Origin of the sequence: Herbaspirillum rhizosphaerae, assembly GCF_001189965.1 — a bacterium.
GTDB classification, from domain to species: Bacteria; Pseudomonadota; Gammaproteobacteria; order Burkholderiales; family Burkholderiaceae_D; genus Herbaspirillum; species Herbaspirillum rhizosphaerae.
In genome coordinates, this window is sequence record NZ_LFLU01000009.1 from 142,160 (window position 1) to 159,191 (window position 17,032).

14 protein-coding genes are annotated in these 17,032 nt (G+C 62.9%); 4 read left to right on the forward strand and 10 right to left on the reverse strand.

The annotated features are described in order from the left end of the window. The first annotated feature begins 149 nt into the window (after positions 1-149). A complete protein-coding gene (locus AKL25_RS14195) occupies positions 150-3,011 on the forward strand; it encodes a bifunctional diguanylate cyclase/phosphodiesterase (protein WP_050478337.1) in 2,862 nt (953 codons plus the stop codon). A 10-nt stretch (positions 3,012-3,021) separates the two neighbouring features. Here AKL25_RS14195 and AKL25_RS14200 read toward each other — a convergent pair whose 3' ends face one another. From AKL25_RS14200 to AKL25_RS14215, 4 genes are all read right to left on the reverse strand, one after another. Then, positions 3,022-3,825, reverse strand: a complete 804-nt coding sequence (locus tag AKL25_RS14200; protein WP_050478338.1) for a metallophosphoesterase — start codon at positions 3,823-3,825, stop codon at positions 3,022-3,024. A gap of 19 nt (positions 3,826-3,844) precedes the next feature. Further along, the gene (locus AKL25_RS14205) at positions 3,845-4,777 is read right to left on the reverse strand and encodes an AEC family transporter (RefSeq protein WP_050478339.1); all 933 of its coding nucleotides are present in this window, start codon (positions 4,775-4,777) and stop codon (positions 3,845-3,847) included. A gap of 113 nt (positions 4,778-4,890) precedes the next feature. Continuing rightward, positions 4,891-6,150 carry an MFS transporter gene (locus AKL25_RS14210; protein ID WP_050478340.1) on the reverse strand — a complete coding sequence of 420 codons (1,260 nt, stop codon included), beginning with the start codon at positions 6,148-6,150 and terminating at the stop codon, positions 4,891-4,893. A 108-nt stretch (positions 6,151-6,258) separates the two neighbouring features. Then, on the reverse strand, positions 6,259-7,173 hold the full coding sequence (locus AKL25_RS14215; RefSeq protein ID WP_050478341.1) for a LysR substrate-binding domain-containing protein: 915 nt from the start codon (positions 7,171-7,173) through the stop codon (positions 6,259-6,261). 135 nt (positions 7,174-7,308) lie between these two features. Here AKL25_RS14215 and mnmC1 point away from each other — a divergent pair, with 135 nt between their 5' ends. Continuing rightward, positions 7,309-9,111 (forward strand): FAD-dependent 5-carboxymethylaminomethyl-2-thiouridine(34) oxidoreductase MnmC1, encoded by a 1,803-nt coding sequence (gene mnmC1 / locus AKL25_RS14220; RefSeq protein ID WP_050478342.1) that lies wholly within the window; start codon positions 7,309-7,311, stop codon positions 9,109-9,111. Between the two features lie 98 nt (positions 9,112-9,209). Here mnmC1 and AKL25_RS14225 read toward each other — a convergent pair whose 3' ends face one another. Continuing rightward, entirely contained in the window at positions 9,210-9,539 is a 330-nt protein-coding gene (locus tag AKL25_RS14225; RefSeq protein WP_083444716.1) for a YXWGXW repeat-containing protein, read from the reverse strand. 313 nt (positions 9,540-9,852) lie between these two features. On the opposite strand from AKL25_RS14225, the gene AKL25_RS14230 reads away from it, so the two are divergent. Beyond that, a complete protein-coding gene (locus AKL25_RS14230; RefSeq protein ID WP_050478343.1) occupies positions 9,853-11,049 on the forward strand; it encodes a low temperature requirement protein A in 1,197 nt (398 codons plus the stop codon). 34 nt (positions 11,050-11,083) lie between these two features. Here AKL25_RS14230 and AKL25_RS14235 read toward each other — a convergent pair whose 3' ends face one another. The 4 genes from AKL25_RS14235 to AKL25_RS14250 form a co-directional block, all read right to left on the reverse strand. Beyond that, entirely contained in the window at positions 11,084-11,860 is a 777-nt protein-coding gene (locus AKL25_RS14235) for a molybdopterin-dependent oxidoreductase (RefSeq protein ID WP_050478344.1), read from the reverse strand. Further along, positions 11,857-12,480, reverse strand: coding sequence for a cytochrome b/b6 domain-containing protein (locus AKL25_RS14240; protein ID WP_050478345.1), 624 nt, complete (start codon positions 12,478-12,480; stop codon positions 11,857-11,859). Before AKL25_RS14240 ends, AKL25_RS14235 begins: the two co-directional genes overlap by 4 nt. Before the next feature lie 12 nt (positions 12,481-12,492). Further along, complete coding sequence (locus tag AKL25_RS14245) at positions 12,493-13,077, reverse strand: hypothetical protein (RefSeq protein ID WP_240475746.1); 585 nt, start codon at positions 13,075-13,077, stop codon at positions 12,493-12,495. A gap of 187 nt (positions 13,078-13,264) precedes the next feature. Further along, entirely contained in the window at positions 13,265-14,449 is a 1,185-nt protein-coding gene (locus AKL25_RS14250) for a transporter substrate-binding domain-containing protein (RefSeq protein WP_050478347.1), read from the reverse strand. A gap of 347 nt (positions 14,450-14,796) precedes the next feature. On the opposite strand from AKL25_RS14250, the gene AKL25_RS14255 reads away from it, so the two are divergent. Then, a complete protein-coding gene (locus AKL25_RS14255) occupies positions 14,797-16,407 on the forward strand; it encodes an NAD(P)/FAD-dependent oxidoreductase (RefSeq protein WP_050478401.1) in 1,611 nt (536 codons plus the stop codon). Between the two features lie 41 nt (positions 16,408-16,448). Here the strand turns inward: AKL25_RS14255 and AKL25_RS14260 are convergent, their stop codons facing one another. Continuing rightward, a complete protein-coding gene (locus AKL25_RS14260; RefSeq protein WP_050478348.1) occupies positions 16,449-17,021 on the reverse strand; it encodes a HutD/Ves family protein in 573 nt (190 codons plus the stop codon). Between the last annotated feature and the right edge of the window lie 11 nt (positions 17,022-17,032).

The window sequence follows — 17,032 nt, forward strand, 5'->3', positions numbered from 1 at the left end:
CGCGCCGTTTTAGTGAAGCTATTCTCTATACGATGCAGCACAAAATTGCTTCAGACAAAGTTGAGAAAAAATTAATTAATAATTTGGCGACATGAGCAAGCGCGCGTTTATGATGGCTTCATCAGAGTCACGAAAAACGTCATCTTGGCATGTACAAAGCGATCAAACGCGTGGGGGCTTCCATTTCGGTGTCATTGACACTGGTCATCGGCTTTGGCGCAACCGCCTTGCTGTTCCTGGCAACCTGCAAGCTTGAAGACGACGCTTTCAATCTGGATTTCGAACGCCGCGCATCGGTACGCGTGACCACCTTGCAGCGCGGGCTGGAAGAGGCGGTCCAGGTGCTGACCGTGATCAACCGCGTCTTCACGACCGTCGACAGTCCCACGCGCGACCAATTCCATACGTTTACCGAACCGCTGCTGCAGAAATATCCGCACGTGCAGGCGTTCAGTTTCCAGCGTTTCATCACGCGCAGCGAACGCTCCGATTTCGAGACCGCAATGCAGGCGCGCTATCCGAAATTCGGCATCACCACGCTGGTCGAAGGCAAGACCATCCAGGCGCCGATACGCGACCGTTATCTGGTGGTGGATTATCTGGAACCGATGCAAGGCAACCAGGCCGCGTTCGGGCTCGACCTCTCCGCCAACCAGGTGGTCATGGATACCCTGCAGCGCGCCATCGAGACCAACAGCCCGGTATCGACCGGCGCGCTGCGGCTGGCGCAGGCCTCGACCAATGAGCGCGGCCTGCTGGTGCTGATGCCGGTCTATCGCCACGGCATGCCGCTGAACACCCCCGACGAACGCCGCGCCGCCGTCATCGGCGACACCACAGCGGTATTCCACGCCCGCGTGTTGCTGGAGCGGATCTTCAACGCCTTCGGCCCGATCCGGCGCGAAGGTGTCGAAGTCAGCGTCTATATCGGCACCAGCGCCAACCGCGACGACCTGGTGTACCGCACCGACGACATTCCGCGCCAGGCGATCGTGCCGGGCTTGCCGACCTGGCTGGGCTATCGTCGTCCGGTGCATGTGCGGCGCACCTTCGACATCGCCGGCCAGCCCTGGCATCTGGAGGTGAAGTCGGCGCCGATCCCGCTGGTGTCGAATCATTCCAACTCGCTGCTGATCCTCGGCGCCGGCACCTTGCTGACCCTGCTGGCCGCAGCCTATCTCTACACCTTGTCGATGCGCTCGCGCCGCATCCAGCGCACGGTCGACGAACGGACTGCCGAGCTGCGCCTGACCAACGTCCTGCTCAAGGAAGACATCCACGCGCGCCAGCAGGCCGAGCGCGCCCTGCAACTGCGCCAGCGCGCCATCGAGGCCAGTGCCAACGCCATCATCATCATGCAGGCGAGCGCGCCCGACTATCCCATCGAATACGTCAATCCGGCGTTCGAGCGCATCACCGGCTACAGCACCGCCGAAGTCGCCGGCCACAGCATCCGCATGCTGGAAGGGCCGGACGTCGACAAGCAAGGCTTCATCGACATCTGGAGCGCGCTCAACGAACAACGCGAATGCAACGTCGTCCTGCGCACCAACAACAAGAACGGCGCGCTGATGTGGAACGACTTCTACATCGCCCCGGTCAAGAGCGAATACGGCACGGTGACGCATTTCGTCGCGGCGCTCTACGACATCACCTCGATGAAGCGCTACGAAGCCGAACTGGAATTCCAGGCCAACCGCGACGTGCTCACCGGCCTGGTCAACCGCAACATGCTGCGCAAGGTGCTGGAAGAAGCGATGGCCTACGCGGAACGCTACCAGCGCTCGCTGTGGGTGGTGTTCGTCGACCTGGACCGCTTCAAGTTCGTCAACGACACGCTGGGCCACAAGGCCGGCGACCTGTTGCTGAAAACGGTCGCGGGACGCCTGCGCGGCGCCGTGCGCGACACCGACACCATCGCGCGCCTGGGCAGCGACGAGTTCGTGATCGTGATGTCCGAATACACCGACGTCGGGCTCGACACGCGCAACCTGCAACGCATCCAGGCCGCCATCGCCGCGCCGATGACGATCGAGGGACATACCTTCTTCCCGACCTGCAGCCTGGGCGTGGCGGCGTATCCGGACGACGGCCGCGACGCCGAGACGCTGGTCAAGCATGCCGACATCGCCATGTACCGCGCCAAGCAGAACGGGCGCGACAACTATCAATTCTATACACCGGCGATGAACGAGCAGGCGCTGGAACGCCTGCGCATCGAAGGCGATCTGCGGCTGGCGCTGGAGCGCAATGAATTCCTGCTGCATTACCAGCCCAAGATCGATCTGCGCAGCGGCAACATCGTCGGCATGGAAGCGCTGATCCGCTGGCAGCATCCGGAACTCGGGATGGTGTCGCCGATGCGCTTCATCAGCCTGGCGGAAGAAACCGGCCTGATCCTGCCGATCGGCTCATGGGTGATCCGCACGGCATGCGAGCAGACCAGGGCCTGGCAGGATGCCGGCTGGGGCAAGCTGCGCGTGTCGGTCAATTTGTCGGTGCGGCAGTTCGTGCAAAAGGATCTGGTGTCGTCGATCGAAGCCGTGCTGAAAGACACCGGACTCGACGCCGGTCTGCTGGAGCTGGAACTGACCGAAAGCCTGGTGATGACCGATGTCGAACACGCCATCGGCATCCTGCGCCAGCTCAAGGAGCTGGGCGTGTATCTGTCCATCGACGATTTCGGCACCGGTTATTCCAGCCTGTCTTATCTCAAGCGCTTCCCGATCGATGTGCTGAAGATCGACAAGTCCTTCGTGCGCGACATTACGGTCGATGCCGACGATGCGGCGATCACCGTCTCCATCATTTCGCTGGCGCACAGCCTCAAGCTGCACGTCATCGCCGAGGGCGTCGAGACGCAGGAGCAGTTGTCTTATCTGCGCCGCCACGGTTGCGACGAGATGCAGGGATATCTGTTCAGCCCGCCGGTGCCGGCGCAACAGTTCGAGAAATTGCTGCAGCAGAAGAGCGACCTCATGACGAGCGCATTGGTCAGCAGCTCCCGCTAGCTCGCCGCGCTCAGATCTCCACCACCAGCTGCGGATTGAAATGCGGATTCTCCCATTCAAGCTCTTCCAGTGAGCCCGCCTGCCTGAGATTGAGCGCATAGCCGCGCGGATTGGTGACGACGCGGCAGCCTGCCACTTCATAATCGAAACTGTCGTGCACATGGCCGTGTATCCACAGGTCGGCTTGCGCCAGCAAGGGCGTGAGGTCGCTGATGAAGCCGGGGTTGAGCGGCGAGCCGGCAAAGCGCGCGTGGATCGATTGCGGATGCACGCCGTGGTGCGTCACCACCACGGTCGGGCCGTCGAAATCCTGCGCCAGTTGCCGCTCCAGCCAGTGCCGCGATTGCCGATGCAGTTGCAAGGCATGCTGCGGCAGGAAGATGCCGTCCGGCATCGTGATCACGCGGTGGTCGTAGAGTATCTTGCCGGCTTCTTCCATTGCCGCCTCCAGCGTCAGCGGCTCCACGCCGTCCTGCTGCAAGGCATAGTCGGTCCACAGGCAGCAGCCGAGAAAGCGCACGCCGCCGATCACGCGCGCATTGTTTTCCAGATGGATGACATTGCCGCCGTGGGCGTCGGCATGACGCCGGATGTCGTCGACCACGACCGGATACTGCGCGTCGTAGGCTTCATGATTGCCATGCACATAGATCGCCGGCACCGGCCAGTCGGCGAAGGCATCGATCGCGCTGGTGCCGTTGTGGATGTCGCCGGCGATCACCAGCACGTCGGCGTCGGTCGGTTCGACCGCGCGATAGCCGGGGAAATCGCGCATGCGTTCGAGATGCAGGTCGGAGGCGATCTGGATTTTCATAGGCGAATTTGGTATGAGCTCAGTGGGCGATCCAGGCGAGGATCAGCGTGATCGTCACCAGCGAGGTCGTGGTGGAAATCAGGATTGCGCGCGACATCAGCGCTGCTTCGCGTTGATACAACTCCGCCAGCATGAAGGGGCCGGTGCCGATCGGCATGGCCGACAGCAGCAGCGCGGTGTCTGCCCACAATTTGGGCAGCGGCAAGATCCAGTAGGCGAATACCGCCGTGATGGCCGGATGCAGCAAGAGCTTGAAACTTACCAGCAGGCTGACCGAGCCGGACTGCTTGTTGGCAATCGGCTGCGCCAGGAACAGGCCCAGCGACACCAGCGCGCAAGGACTGGCGGCGGCGCCCAGCAGCTTGAATAATTGCTGCACGCCGGCCGGCAGCACGTAGCCGCTGCTGGCCACCAGGCCGCCGAGAATCGGTGCGATCAGGATGGGATTGCGGATCAGCGAATTGCCGGTCTTGAGCAGGCTGCGGCCGATGTGCTTCTCGGCGTGCAGGCAGATTTCCAATAACACAATCGCAATCGCGAACAGCAGGCAGGCGGTCATCACCATCGCGATCACCGCCGGCGGCATGCCGTCGCGGCCGAAGGCCAGCAGGCACAGCGGGATGCCGATAAAGCCGACGTTGGCGTAGGAGGTGCCGAGACTGTCGATGATGATGTCGCCCGCCGCTGCGCCCTGGCGATATTTGATCCACGCCGTCAGCAGGAACACCGCCGCGATGCCGATGGCGAACACGGCGATGAAGCGCAGGTTGCTGAAGTCGACCGGGGTCAGGCGCGCGATCGAGTCGAACAGCAGCGCCGGCAGGCCGAGATAGATGACGAAACGGTTCAGCTCGCTGGCGGCGTTGACGCTGAGGATATTGCGCTTGCGGCACAGGTAGCCGAGGAAGATCAGCGCAAAAATCGGAAAGACGACGTTGAAGATGGCGAGCATGAAGTGGGCGCACAAGGCGCATTAGGTACGCAAGCGTGAAAGGAGTGGATCCGAAGCCGTAACGATTTTAATGCGTTTCCTACGGTCCGTCTTTTCACGCTTGCTCCATGTGCTCAGGTCGGCTGCAATTGCCCGGCGGGGAGATCAACCACCTTGTCGTCAATCGGAAAATGCAACAGCGCCGCCAGCAGGCCGGCCGCTACCGTCGCGCCCCACACCAGCGTGTAGGAGCCGGTCAGGTCGAACATGAATCCGCCCAGCCAGGCGCCGAGGAAGGAGCCGATCTGATGGCTCAGGAAGCACACGCCGAACAGCGTGCCCAGATGGCGCGTGCCGAACACCTTGGCCACCAGCCCGCTGGTCAGCGGCACGGTGCCCAGCCAGGTCAGGCCCATCACGGCGGCGAAAATCACGACCGAGCTCGTGGTGGTCGGCAGCAGCAGGAAGGCCACGATGGCGCCGCTGCGGATCAGGTACAGCCAGCCCAATACATATTGCTGGCGAAACCGTCCGCCCAGCCAGCCGCAAGCCCAGCTGCCGGCCATGTTGAACAGGCCGATCAGCGCCAGCGCAGTCGCGCCTAGTCCGAGCGGCATGTGGCACAGCAACAGATATCCCGGCAAGTGCGTGCCGATGAACGCCAGCTGGAAGCCGCAGGTGAAAAAACCGATGGTCAGCAGGCGATAGCCGCGATGACGGGCGGCGAGGGCCAGCACGTCCTTGAGCGAGGACGGCGCAGATGCCTGCAGTGCGGAAGACGTAGCGTCCTTGCGCCGGCTGCGGTCCAGCAGCATGCCGGTCGGGGCAATCAGCAGCGTCAGCGCCGCCAGCACGAACAGCGACACCGACACGCCGGCGCCTTCGCGCACCGTCTGCGCCAGCGGCACCAGCAGCACCTGTCCGAGCGAGCCGCCGGCGCTGGCGATGCCCATCGCCATGCTGCGCTGCTGCGGCGTCGCCACGCGGCCCACCGCCGCCAGCACCACGCCGAAGCTGGTGCAACTGATGCCGATGCCGACCAGTACGCCGAGTCCCAGCACCAGCAGCAAGCCCGACGGCGCCACGGCGGCCAGCGCCAGGCCGCCGGCAAAGCTTGCTGCGCCGAAGGCCACTACCGGCGTTGCGCCGTAACGGTCGGCCGCCGCGCCGGCGAAGGGCTGGGCGAATCCCCACACCAGATTGTGCATGGCGATGGCGAAGGCGATGATCGTCACCGGCAGGCCGCGGTCGTAAGAGAAGGGATTGATGAACAGGCCGAAGGTCTGGCGGATGCCCATCACCACGCTGAGCACCAGCCCGGCCGTGATAACCACGACCAGCGCGTTGCGGCTGAGGGGACTGCTGGCTTGAGAGACGGTATGCGTCGGCGACATAGTGGCGATCCTGAGTGCAATGACAGGCATCACACTAGCAGCGCGCGCACGGCGCGACAAAGGAAAAACCCTTGACGACAGGTGAGCCTGGCTCACCTGTGCAAATTGCTACAACCGCCGGTCTTCGAAGCTGCGCGCTTCCTGCAGCAGCCAGTGCTTGAAACCGGACACGTCGGGACGGTGCGCTTCGTCCTGGCTGCTGACCAGCCAGTAAGCCGTTTCGGCGTCGACTACTTGCGGGCAGAGCTCGACCAGCGTCCCGGCTTCCAGGTCGCGGTCCACCAGCGGCCGTCTCCCGAGCGCCACGCCAAGATCGCCGATGGCGGCTTCGAAGGCCATCTGTATGGTGTCGAAACGCAGGCCGCGATTTGCATCGACGTCCTTCAGGCCGGCATGCGCCAGCCAGACCGACCAGTCTTCGCTGGCGGGACTGACGTGGATCAGCGTTGCGCGGCGCAGGTCGGCTTCTCCGTGCGCATCCAGCAGGCGCTCGCGATAGGCGGGACTGCACACCGGCACCAACTGCTCGCCGAACAGCCGCGCCCAATTGGCGTCGAGCACCGGCACGCGACTCATGCGGATGGCGAAATCGAAACCGTCCGCCAACAGATTGACCTGGCGCTGCGAGGTATCGACCGTGACGCTGGTGTCGGGCCAGTGAGCGCGAAACGCCGGCAGGCGCGGCAGCAGCCAGCGCGAGGCCAGCGTCGGCGCGCAGCTGACGGCGATGCTGCGGTGATGGCGGTCGCGTCCGGGCAGGCGCTGCGTGCCGGTGGCGATCAGGGCAAAGGCTTGCGAGATATGGCGCAGATAATCGGCGCCTTCCGGCGTCAGGGTCAGCTTGCGCGGCTCGCGCACGAACAGCGTGACGCCGAGGCTTTGCTCGAGGCTGACGATGCCGTGGCTGACGGCGCTGGGCGTGACGTTCAGTTCGGCGGCGGCCAGCTTGAAACTCTGCAGCCGTCCGGCGACTTCGAAGAAGCGCAACGCGGACAGCGGAGGAAGGCGAGTGGAGGGCGGCATGGGGAATATTCCGGCAGCGGTCCTGCCGGCGATGGTGTCGTCGCGCCGGGCAGGGCAAACACAGTGAACGGACAGCGTATCATATCGGGCAGGCTGCCGTGGTCGGCAGCGGGTTGCTCCTCTTTTCCCATTCGCATGACGCCAACTTCACCGGGTTTTCCTCAGTTCAACGATGCCGACTTGCGGCAGCGCTGGCAGGGGCGCGTCCATTTCACGGTCTTGCAAAACGGCTTCGGCGACGGCGCGCAACTGCTGCAGGCATGCTCGGCATGGCAGGCTGATGCCGACGCGCCGGCGCGCCTGCACTACCTCATCATCGATCCGCAGCCGCCCACGCGCGCGCAATTTGCGCAGTTGGCGCAGCGGCAAGCTGCGTTGCCGGAACAATGGCAGCGATGCTGGCCGCCGCAGGTGCCCGGGTATCACCGGCTCTTCCTGACGCAAGGAGCAAAACAGCTTGTGCTGACGCTGATCAACGGCGATCTGGCGGATAGCCTGCCGCAGCTGGAAGCGCGCATCGACCTGTTCCTGCTGCGCGGCGATCCGGCGTGGAACGCCGCGCTGTTGAAATGGCTGGGCCGGCTGGCGGCGCCGCAGGCGGGTGTGCTGGCGCAAGGCGAATTGCCGTTTGCGCGGCGGGAATGGCAACAGGCCGGTTTCGTCTGCGCAAATGAAGATGAACTGACGCCGGCGCATTTCGCTCCGCGCTGGCAGGTTCCCGCGGACGAGACGCCGCCTGAACGCAGCGCCATCGTCATCGGCGCAGGGCTGGCCGGCAGCGCCGCGTGCGAAAGCCTGGCTGCGCGCGGCTGGCAAGTGGCGTTGATCGAGCAGCATGCACAAGCCGCGCAGGAAGCGTCCGGCAATCTGGCCGGCATCTACATGCCGGCGATTTCGCGCGACGACAATCCGACGGCGCGCCTCACGCGTGCGGCTTTTCTGTTTGCGCAGCAGGTCTGGGCGCGCAGCGGCGTATTCGATGGCGTGCGCCAGGCCGGCGAGGCCTGTGGCGTGCTGCAGGTGGCGCGCGATGCCGGACAGGCTGACGCTTTTGCGCAGGCGGCGCAGCATTGGCGCTATCCCGCCGACTATGCGCAATGGCTGTCGGCGGATGAGGCCGGCGAACGCCTGGGCAGGGCGACCGGCAGCGGTTGGTTTTTCCCGACCGGCGGCTGGTTGCGGCCGCCGGTGGTGTGCGAGGCGCTGCTGGCGGCTTGCGGTGATCGCCTGCAGCGGCACTTCGGACAAGCCGCCACTGCCTTGCGGCGCACCGGCGATGCCTGGCAGGTCTGCGATGCGCAAGGGCGAGTGATCGCGCAAGCGCCGGTGGTGATCCTGGCCAACGGCATGCACGCCACGCGATTTGCGCAGGCGGCGTCTTTGCCGATGCAGTCCATCCGCGGCCAGGTCAGCCACGTGCCGGCGGCGGTCTTGCCCGATTTGCCTTTCGTGCTGTGCGGCGACGGCTACCTGACCGGCGCGGTGGACGGCGTGGTCAGCGTGGGCGCCAGTTACGATCAGGATGCCGATCCTGCATTGCGCCTCGACAGCCATCGCGGCAATCTCGACAAGCTCGGTCAATTGCTGCGGCAACCCGCCTTGGTGGAAAAACTGATGTCCGCCGCCGATCAGTCGGCGTTGTCCGGGCGAGTGGGTTTTCGCTGCGTATCGGCCGACCGCCTGCCGTTGATCGGCGCCTTGCCGGATAGCGCGGCGCTGGCCGATGCCGGAGAAGTGCAACTGCGCGACGTGCCGCGCCAGCCGCAATTGCACGGCTTGCTGGCTTACGCTTCACGCGGCCTGATCTGGGCGCCGCTGGCCGCCGAAATTCTGGCTTGCCGTCTGGAAGGAGAACCGGCCCCGCTCGGCAAAGACTTGCTGGCGCTGCTGGATCCTGCGCGTTTTGCGTTGAAGGCGCATCGGCAAGGTATGGGCTGACAGGCGTTGATTATTCATCCGGCAATACGTCAATAAAAAAACCTGCATGAGCGACATGCAGGTTTTTTCTTTTGCGACGGCGCCGGAGGGAGGCCCGATCAGCGTTCCCAGCCGCCATGGTTGAAGCGCCAGCCGTCGCGATCCTGGTACCAGCCCGGCGGCGCATAGTGGTGGTAGCCGCGGCGCACACGTTCCCAGTGACCGCCGACCCAGACGTGGCGATGGCCGTCCCATGCCCAGTAACCCGGCGCCCACACATAGCCGCGGCGCGGCGGCGGTGCGCGTTCAAAGCGCGGCGGAGGCGGCGGCGTGCCGATGCGGATATCCACCGAGGTGCGCGCTTGCGCTTGTGCGACCGGCGCCATCAGCACAGCCGATGCGGCGCTCGTGGTCAGCAGGACTGCCAGGACGATGTTCTTGTAGTTCATGATGTACTCCCGTGTTTTGAAATGACTCGGCGGTGGCGGTGTTTCGCAATTGCCTTCAAGTGCTGCCCGGCCGATGACTCCAATGTAGATCAGCTGAAATGTACAGACTGTAATTTTGTGTATCCGTACGCGGCTGTTTTGGCGCAACGGAAATAGCCCGAAACAAATCCCTCGTCAGTCGATTGTCAGAAATACGCAACTGCCGCCGCACTTTCCTGCATGCGTCGCGCTACATGTCTTGTCGCTGTCGCTGCGCACATGCGACGATGTGACTGTGGCCGTGAGTCAGGGCCAGAGAGCACAGGGGGAAAGCATGAAAAAGCCATCGCAAACCGGTCTGCTGCGCGTACGCGACGGGCATGAAGCGCGCGTCTCGTTCGTGGAATTGTTCTTCGACCTGATCTACGTGTTCGCCGTCACCCAGCTCTCGCATCGCCTGCTGGAAAACCTCAGCCTCAACGGCGCCATCGAAACCCTGGTCCTCTGGTTCGCGGTCTGGCTGGCCTGGCAATACACCTCGTGGGTCACCAACTGGTTCGATCCGGAAACCTTGCCGATCCGCATTTTGCTGTTCGCCATCATGCTGGTCGGCCTGCTGATGGCGGCGGCGATTCCCGATGCCTTCGGCGCACGCGGCCTGGTGTTTGCGATTGCCTACGCGACCATCCAGGTCGGCCGCACGCTGTTCGTGCTGGTCTGCCTCGGTTCGCGTCATGCACTGACGCCCAACTTTCGCCGCATGTTCGGCTGGCTGGCGATTTCCGCCGCGTTCTGGATTGCCGGCGGCATGTCGCAGGAGCATCGTCTGCTGTTCTGGGTCATCGCCGTCGCCTGTGAATATTTCTCGCCGATGACCGGTTTCGCCCTGCCCGGCATGGGGCGTTCCGACACGCAGGAATGGACCATCGAAGGCGGCCACCTGGCCGAGCGCTGCCAGCTGTTCGTGATCGTCGCACTGGGCGAGGCGCTGCTGATCACCGGCGCCACCATCGCCCACGCGCAGGCATGGGATGCGCCTATCATGGTCGCGTTCATCGTCACTTTCATCGGCAGCCTGGCGATGTGGTGGCTGTACTTCGACACCAGCAGCAAGGACGGCAGCGAAGCCATCGTGCTGTCCAGCGACCCCGGCCGCATCGGCGCCTACTTCCACTATGTGCACGTGATCATCGTCGCCGGCGTCATCGTGTCGGCAGTGGGCAACGAGCTGGTGATTGCGCATCCGGACCAGCGCATCGCGCCGACCACGCTGCTGGTGCTGATCGCCGGCCCGGCGATGTATTTGTTCGGCAACGCCGTCTACAAAAAGGTCGTGTACCGGCGTTTCCCGCTGTCGCATATCGTCGGGCTGTTGCTGCTGGCGATCCTGGCGATGTTCGCCCATGTCACCGATCTGCTGATGGTCGGCGGACTGACGACGGCAGTGCTGATCTTCACCGCCGTGTGGGAAAGTTGTTCGCGTCGCAAGACTGCCTTGAGCTATCAGGACGAGCACGCGTCGCAATGGTGACCGGGGGCAGCTCCTGTCGCTCCGGTCGCAAAAATCAGATGCCGCTGAACCAGTTGTAGCCCTGGTCTTCCCAGTAACCGCCCGGATTTTCATTGCTCACATAGATGGCGACCACATGCTTGGGATTCTTGAATCCAAGTTTGGTCGGTACCCGTACCTTGAGCGGGTAACCATAGGGCGTCGGCAGCGGTTCTTTGCCGAAATCCAACGCCAGGATTGTCTGCGGATGCAGCGCCGTCGGCATATCCAGGCTTGAGTAATAACGGTCCGCACATTTGAAGCCGACGTACTTCGCGGACAGGTCGGCTCCGACCGCCTGCAGGAATAGTTTCAGCGGTGCGCCTGACCATTGGCCGATGGCGCTCCAGCCTTCGATGCAGATGTGCCGGGTAATCTGCCCAGCCTGGGGTAGCGCGCGCAGGCGCTCGATCGTCCATGGCTTTTTATCCCCGACCAGGCCTGAGACCTCCAGCCGCCAGTCGGCGATGTCGATATCCGGCGCGCTGGCTTCGTCATAGAAGGCATTGAAGGGAAACGGATTGGTGATCTGGTTCGCGGCATAGGTTGGCGCGAGCTTGTCGCCGCGAAACAGCGCCGCCTGCACGCGATCGTTCCAGCGCGACATGGCCCACAAGACCTTGTCCACCTGGTCGTTGTCCTGCAGGTTGCAGCCGGCCAGCATCGACAGCGCACCCACCGACAGCGATGAACGCAGGAACAGGCGCCGCTCGAGTTTGACCAGCGCGGTACGATGGTCCGCCAGGCGGATGCCGGCAGGTTTGCGTGCGGGTTTATCGTCTTGCCGGCTCATGGCGTATTCTCTGCATGTTCGTTCGAACGGCCCCGACCAGTCACCATGGGAAGCAGGGTTTTGGGGACCAGGATCACCAGCAGCAGATGCACGGCGACGAACGTCGCGATGCCTGCCATGGCGAAAAAATGCACCTTGCGTGCGGTGTCAAAACCGCCGAACAGATCGCTCAAGACTTCCAGCTGTACCGGCTTCCAGATGGCAAGCCCCGACAGCACCGCCAGCATCCCCAGCGCGATCACCGTCCAGTAAAGCAACTTCTGGACTGCGTTGTAGACGCCCGGCCGGTGCGGCAGTTGCAGGAGCAACGCCTGGCGCGCATCGGCCATCACATCGCGTGCGCGCAATGGCAGGAAGTGCCGGCGGAAGTGGCCGCTGGCCACCCCGTAGAGCAGATAGAACAAGCCATTGGCCAGCAGCAGCCACATCGCCGCGAAGTGCCAGGCAATGGCGCCGCCCAGCCAGCCGCCCAAGGTGGCCCACGCCGGAAACCTGAAACCGAAGATCGGCGAGGCGTTGTAAATGGCCCAGCCGCTCATCAGCATGCAGACAATGGCAAACGCATTGAGCCAGTGCGCGATACGGATCGCCAGCGGATGAAGCAGCATAGTCTTGCGCATCGCAGGGCTTTCTTACATCGGCGGCGTAATGCCGTTCTTGCCGGCACTGACCGACAGCGCGGTCAGGCTGCCATCGGGATTCTTGCGGGCGCGCGCGACCACCTTGACGCCGGCGACCAGCAGGGAACGCTCGCCCGCTTCGATATTGACGATGGGCACATCTTCCGGTACGACGATTTTCTTCTCGCCGCCTTTATATTTGAGCGTCAGCGTGCGGCCGTTGCTGGCCACGACATCACCGACGGTGCCGTTGGTCATGGTGCTGTTGGGCGCCAGATCGAACGGTCGATGGCCGTCGCCGGTGCCGGCCATCGCCGGCGGGAACACATGCACCTCCAGTGCCTTCTGCGAGCCGTCCGGCTGAGGGATGGCTGCGGTGCCGATATAGCTGCCGGGTTTGATGTCTTCGATACGGGCAATGGAGATCGCCGCGACCCGGGTGTCTTTGTCAAGACCAACGGTCTGTTCGACGCCGCGGTTGGTCTTGATGACCAGCTTGTCGGCGCTGGCCGAGACGATGGTTCCGCGCACGCCGGCCGGCGCCGGCGTCTGGGCGAAAGCGGCCGAATGGATGAGGCCGCCGGCGAGGACGGACATAAGACCTGATACTGCTGCACCGCGAAGACGCTTCTGGAAGGAGGTATGCATGGCGGGAACCGACGAGTTAAGGAATTTTCATTCTAGGCAGGCAATCTGCCATTGGCATGACATTTACATGACAAAAATGTCATTTTCAGGCGATCTTGGACGTGATGCGGCGATGCGCTCGTAGATTGTTGATGAGTTATTCCACATCCGCCATGCATTCAATTTCAACCGCGGCATCGGCCACCAATCTGGCAGCCTGGAAGGTGGTGCGGGCAGGAAAGCGCCCGGCGGGAAAATAACGGCTATAGACCTTGTTCATATCGGCAAAGTCGTTGATGTCCGCAAGAATGACCTTGCATTGCACGACACGATCAAGCGACGAGCCGTTTTCTTCGAGTACGGTGCGGATGTTATCCATGATCGCGGTCGTCTGCGCTGCCGTCCCTTTTGCAAATTTGCCATTGGCGTCGTCGCCGAGGATGCCGGACAGATACAACATGTTCCCGGCCCGTACTGCTTGCGAAAAAGGGCGTCCGCCTTCGGTGCCGAAATAGCGCAAGGGAGCCCTCGACGGCGGCGTCGTTGCGTCGGAGAGGGATGGCGCAGGCAGATAGCGGCTGGTGATCGCCCGGAGTACGCTGTTGGCCTTCAACGCAGCGATGGCTCGATTGAGCATGGCCTTGAGTTCCGGATCGTCTTTGCGTACGCCCATGGCAATGCCGCTGCCAAGCAGGGGATCGGTGACGGCGGGGCCGGAAAAGCTGAAATTGCGCCCGTCGGGGGTATCCAGCAAGGCGTGCGATATTTCGACGGTGTCTTGCAGGGTGGCATCGATTCTCCCTGCCTGCAGGCTCCGGATGAGTTCCGCATTCAGGTCGAAACTGTCGACCTGTACGCCTGCCGGGGCCCATTGCGCCAGGGCAAACGCTTCGCGGCTGGTGCCGCGCAGGACGCCGACGCGTTTGCCTTTCAGCGATGCTGTAGTAGGTTGCAAGTCGGTGCCCCTGCGCGTCACCAGCCGGCTCGACAGTTCATACATGACGTCCGTGAAGTCAATCTGTTCCTTGCGTTTTGCGGTGGGAGTCATCCCCACGATGAGGTCGAAGCGCCTGGCTTTCAGCGCCGCAATATTGCCCGCATACGGCTGGTCCACCCATCTGCACTTGACCTTCATTTGGGCACACAGCGCATCCCCCAGTTCGATATCGAGCCCCACCAGTTCTCCTTTGGCATTCCGGCTTTCAAAGGGAGGAACCTCGGCTTCCACGCCAAAACGTATCTCTTTCCATGTCTGCGCATTGGCGGCGTCGATATGGCCGAACGTCAGGGCCGCCAGGAGCAGCAAAGAATGGTGCAGTGTAGATATGTTGCGAACAGGCATCGCGAAAGCTCCTGAAAAATGTATAAGACCATCCGGGACGTGCAGATCGGACGATCTCCGCCCCCCGGGCAGCTAGGAGTAAAGGCGCTTTCTTTTGCGATGACAAGCGTTTCGCCGGAGACCGATGAAAGCTTTTCTCTTTTTCAGAAAAATTCGATGACTGCGGGGGCAACACTGCTAGAAGGAGAGGGAATAATTTTCAGCAACAACCTTATCCAATCAGCAAGGCAAGCACCGCATGAGGCGTACCGGAGGGCGCAGGCCCTTGTAGTAAAATGCCGGCTGCTGCAAACAACGCAAACAAGCCTGAAATTGCCATGCAGCGTTTCTCAACTGAAAGACTGCGCATGCTGCGAATCACTGAAATACAACTCCCCCTCGAACATCCTGAAGCCGACCTGCGTGCGGCGATTCTGGCGCGCCTGGGCGTGTCCGACGCGGAGTTGTTGAGCGTGAGCCTGTTTCGCCGCAGCTACGATGCGCGCAAGAAATCCGCGGTCACCCTGAATTACACCGTCGACGTCGAAGTGCGCGACGAGGCCGCCGTCTTGCGCAAGCAGAATCTCAAGGACAAGTCGCCGATCGTGCCGACGCCCGACACCAATTATCATTTCGTGGCGAAAGCACCGGTTGGCCTGAGCAAGCGTCCTGTCGTCATCGGCACCGGTCCGTGCGGCATCTTCGCCGGCCTGATCCTGGCCGAGATGGGTTTCAATCCGCTGATCCTGGAACGCGGCAAGACCGTGCGCGAGCGCACCAAGGACACCTGGGGCCTGTGGCGCCAGCGCGAACTCAAGCCGGAATCGAATGTGCAATACGGCGAAGGCGGCGCCGGCACCTTCTCGGACGGCAAGCTCTACAGCCAGGTCAAGGATCCTAAACATTACGGCCGCAAGGTACTGACAGAATTCGTCGCCGCCGATGCGCCGCCGGAAATCATGTACGTCAGCAAGCCGCACATCGGCACCTTCCGCTTGGTGAAGATGGTGCAGCTGATGCGCGAAAAGATCGTCTCGCTGGGCGGTGAATTCCGTTTCGAGCAAAAGGTCGATGATATCGTCATCGAAGACGGACAAGTGCGCGGCGTCACGCTGGCCAGCGGCGAACATATCGCCGCCGACCACGTCGTTCTGGCCATCGGCCACAGCGCGCGCGACACCTTCCAGATGCTGTACGACCGCGGCGTCTACATGGAAGCCAAGCCGTTCTCGATCGGCTTCCGCGCCGAACATCCGCAATCGCTGATCGACAAATGCCGTTTCGGCCCGAGCGCCGGCCATCCCATCCTCGGCGCCGCTGACTACAAGCTGGTGCACCACGCCTCCAACGGCCGTTCGGTCTACAGCTTCTGCATGTGCCCGGGCGGCACGGTGGTGGCGGCGACCTCGGAACCGGAACGCGTGGTCACCAACGGCATGAGCCAGTATTCGCGCAACGAACGCAACGCCAACAGCGGCATCGTGGTCGGCATTTCGCCGGCCGATTATCCGGGCCATCCGCTGGCAGGCATCGACTTCCAGCGCCAGTGGGAGTCGCGCGCCTACGAACTGGGCGGCCGCAATTACGATGCGCCGGGCCAGCTGGTCGGCGATTTCTTGGCGAAGAAACCGTCGACTCAACTCGGCAGCGTGATTCCTTCGTACAAGCCGGGCGTGCTGCTGGGCGATCTCGGTCCGTCCTTGCCCGACTACGCGATCGATGCGATCCGCGAAGCCTTGCCGTTCTTCGACAAGCAGATCCGCGGTTACGCCATGCATGACGCGGTGCTGACCGGCGTGGAGACGCGCACTTCATCGCCGGTGCGCATCCGCCGCGACGACGATACGCTGCAAAGTCTCAATACCAAGGGTTTGTATCCGGCCGGCGAAGGCGCCGGTTATGCGGGCGGGATCATGTCGGCGTCCATCGACGGCATCAAGATTGCCGAAGCGGTGGCGCTGGCGATCGTCGCTCAGTAAGTCAGCAAGACGGCGGCGCGATGGTGACGCGATGGTGACGGTTACGCTGCCTGGCGGTACAAGCGCACCAGCATCAGTTCCGCAGCGCTGGCGTCCAGGATGCAACTCTTCTCTTCCGCGCTGAACATCACCGCATCGCCCGCGTGCAGCTTGTACTCATCGGACAGGCTGCAACTGCCGTTGACCACATAGATCAATACCGCATCGCCATGCATCGGCAGCGCCGTCTGCTGTATGACGGTGATCTGTTCCACCGTGTGGGTGAAAGCAGCGCGGCGCGTCATGACGTTGAAGTCGACGATGCCGCCGCTGATCAGTTCGGACTGGACGGCAGTGGCGCCGTCGAAGCGCAATACCGGGTCGCGCGGCGTCAGTGTCTGCGCGACGCCGGCGATGTCGAGCGCGATGCCTTTGCCTTCCAGTATCGCCAGCGAGCGGTCCACACCCGGGAACAAGGAGAACGCACCGCCTTGCTGCACGGTGGCGACGCTGACGCGCCAGTCGAATGCCTCCAGTGAACTGTCTTGCGGGAAACGCATGATTTCGCACGTCATGCCGCCGCCGTTTTTCCAGCGCATCAGGCGTTGCTTGGATTGTGGAATCAGGTGGGGCATGAAAACAGTAT

Bases quoted from the DNA above. Each gene is read 5' to 3' on its own strand.
- AKL25_RS14240 (WP_050478345.1), bottom strand. From the start codon at position 12,480: ATGCGCAAGACTATGCTGCTTCATCCGCTGGCGATCCGTATCGCGCAC.
- AKL25_RS14200 (WP_050478338.1), bottom strand. From the start codon at position 3,825: ATGAAAATCCAGATCGCCTCCGACCTGCATCTCGAACGCATGCGCGAT.
- mnmC1 (WP_050478342.1), top strand. From the start codon at position 7,309: ATGACGCCAACTTCACCGGGTTTTCCTCAGTTCAACGATGCCGACTTG.
- AKL25_RS14230 (WP_050478343.1), top strand. From the start codon at position 9,853: ATGAAAAAGCCATCGCAAACCGGTCTGCTGCGCGTACGCGACGGGCAT.
- AKL25_RS14235 (WP_050478344.1), bottom strand. From the start codon at position 11,860: ATGAGCCGGCAAGACGATAAACCCGCACGCAAACCTGCCGGCATCCGC.
- AKL25_RS14205 (WP_050478339.1), bottom strand. From the start codon at position 4,777: ATGCTCGCCATCTTCAACGTCGTCTTTCCGATTTTTGCGCTGATCTTC.
- AKL25_RS14195 (WP_050478337.1), top strand. From the start codon at position 150: ATGTACAAAGCGATCAAACGCGTGGGGGCTTCCATTTCGGTGTCATTG.
- AKL25_RS14225 (WP_083444716.1), bottom strand. From the start codon at position 9,539: ATGAACTACAAGAACATCGTCCTGGCAGTCCTGCTGACCACGAGCGCC.
- AKL25_RS14210 (WP_050478340.1), bottom strand. From the start codon at position 6,150: ATGTCGCCGACGCATACCGTCTCTCAAGCCAGCAGTCCCCTCAGCCGC.
- AKL25_RS14250 (WP_050478347.1), bottom strand. From the start codon at position 14,449: ATGCCTGTTCGCAACATATCTACACTGCACCATTCTTTGCTGCTCCTG.
- AKL25_RS14215 (WP_050478341.1), bottom strand. From the start codon at position 7,173: ATGCCGCCCTCCACTCGCCTTCCTCCGCTGTCCGCGTTGCGCTTCTTC.
- AKL25_RS14245 (WP_240475746.1), bottom strand. From the start codon at position 13,077: ATGTCCGTCCTCGCCGGCGGCCTCATCCATTCGGCCGCTTTCGCCCAG.
- AKL25_RS14255 (WP_050478401.1), top strand. From the start codon at position 14,797: ATGCTGCGAATCACTGAAATACAACTCCCCCTCGAACATCCTGAAGCC.
- AKL25_RS14260 (WP_050478348.1), bottom strand. From the start codon at position 17,021: ATGCCCCACCTGATTCCACAATCCAAGCAACGCCTGATGCGCTGGAAA.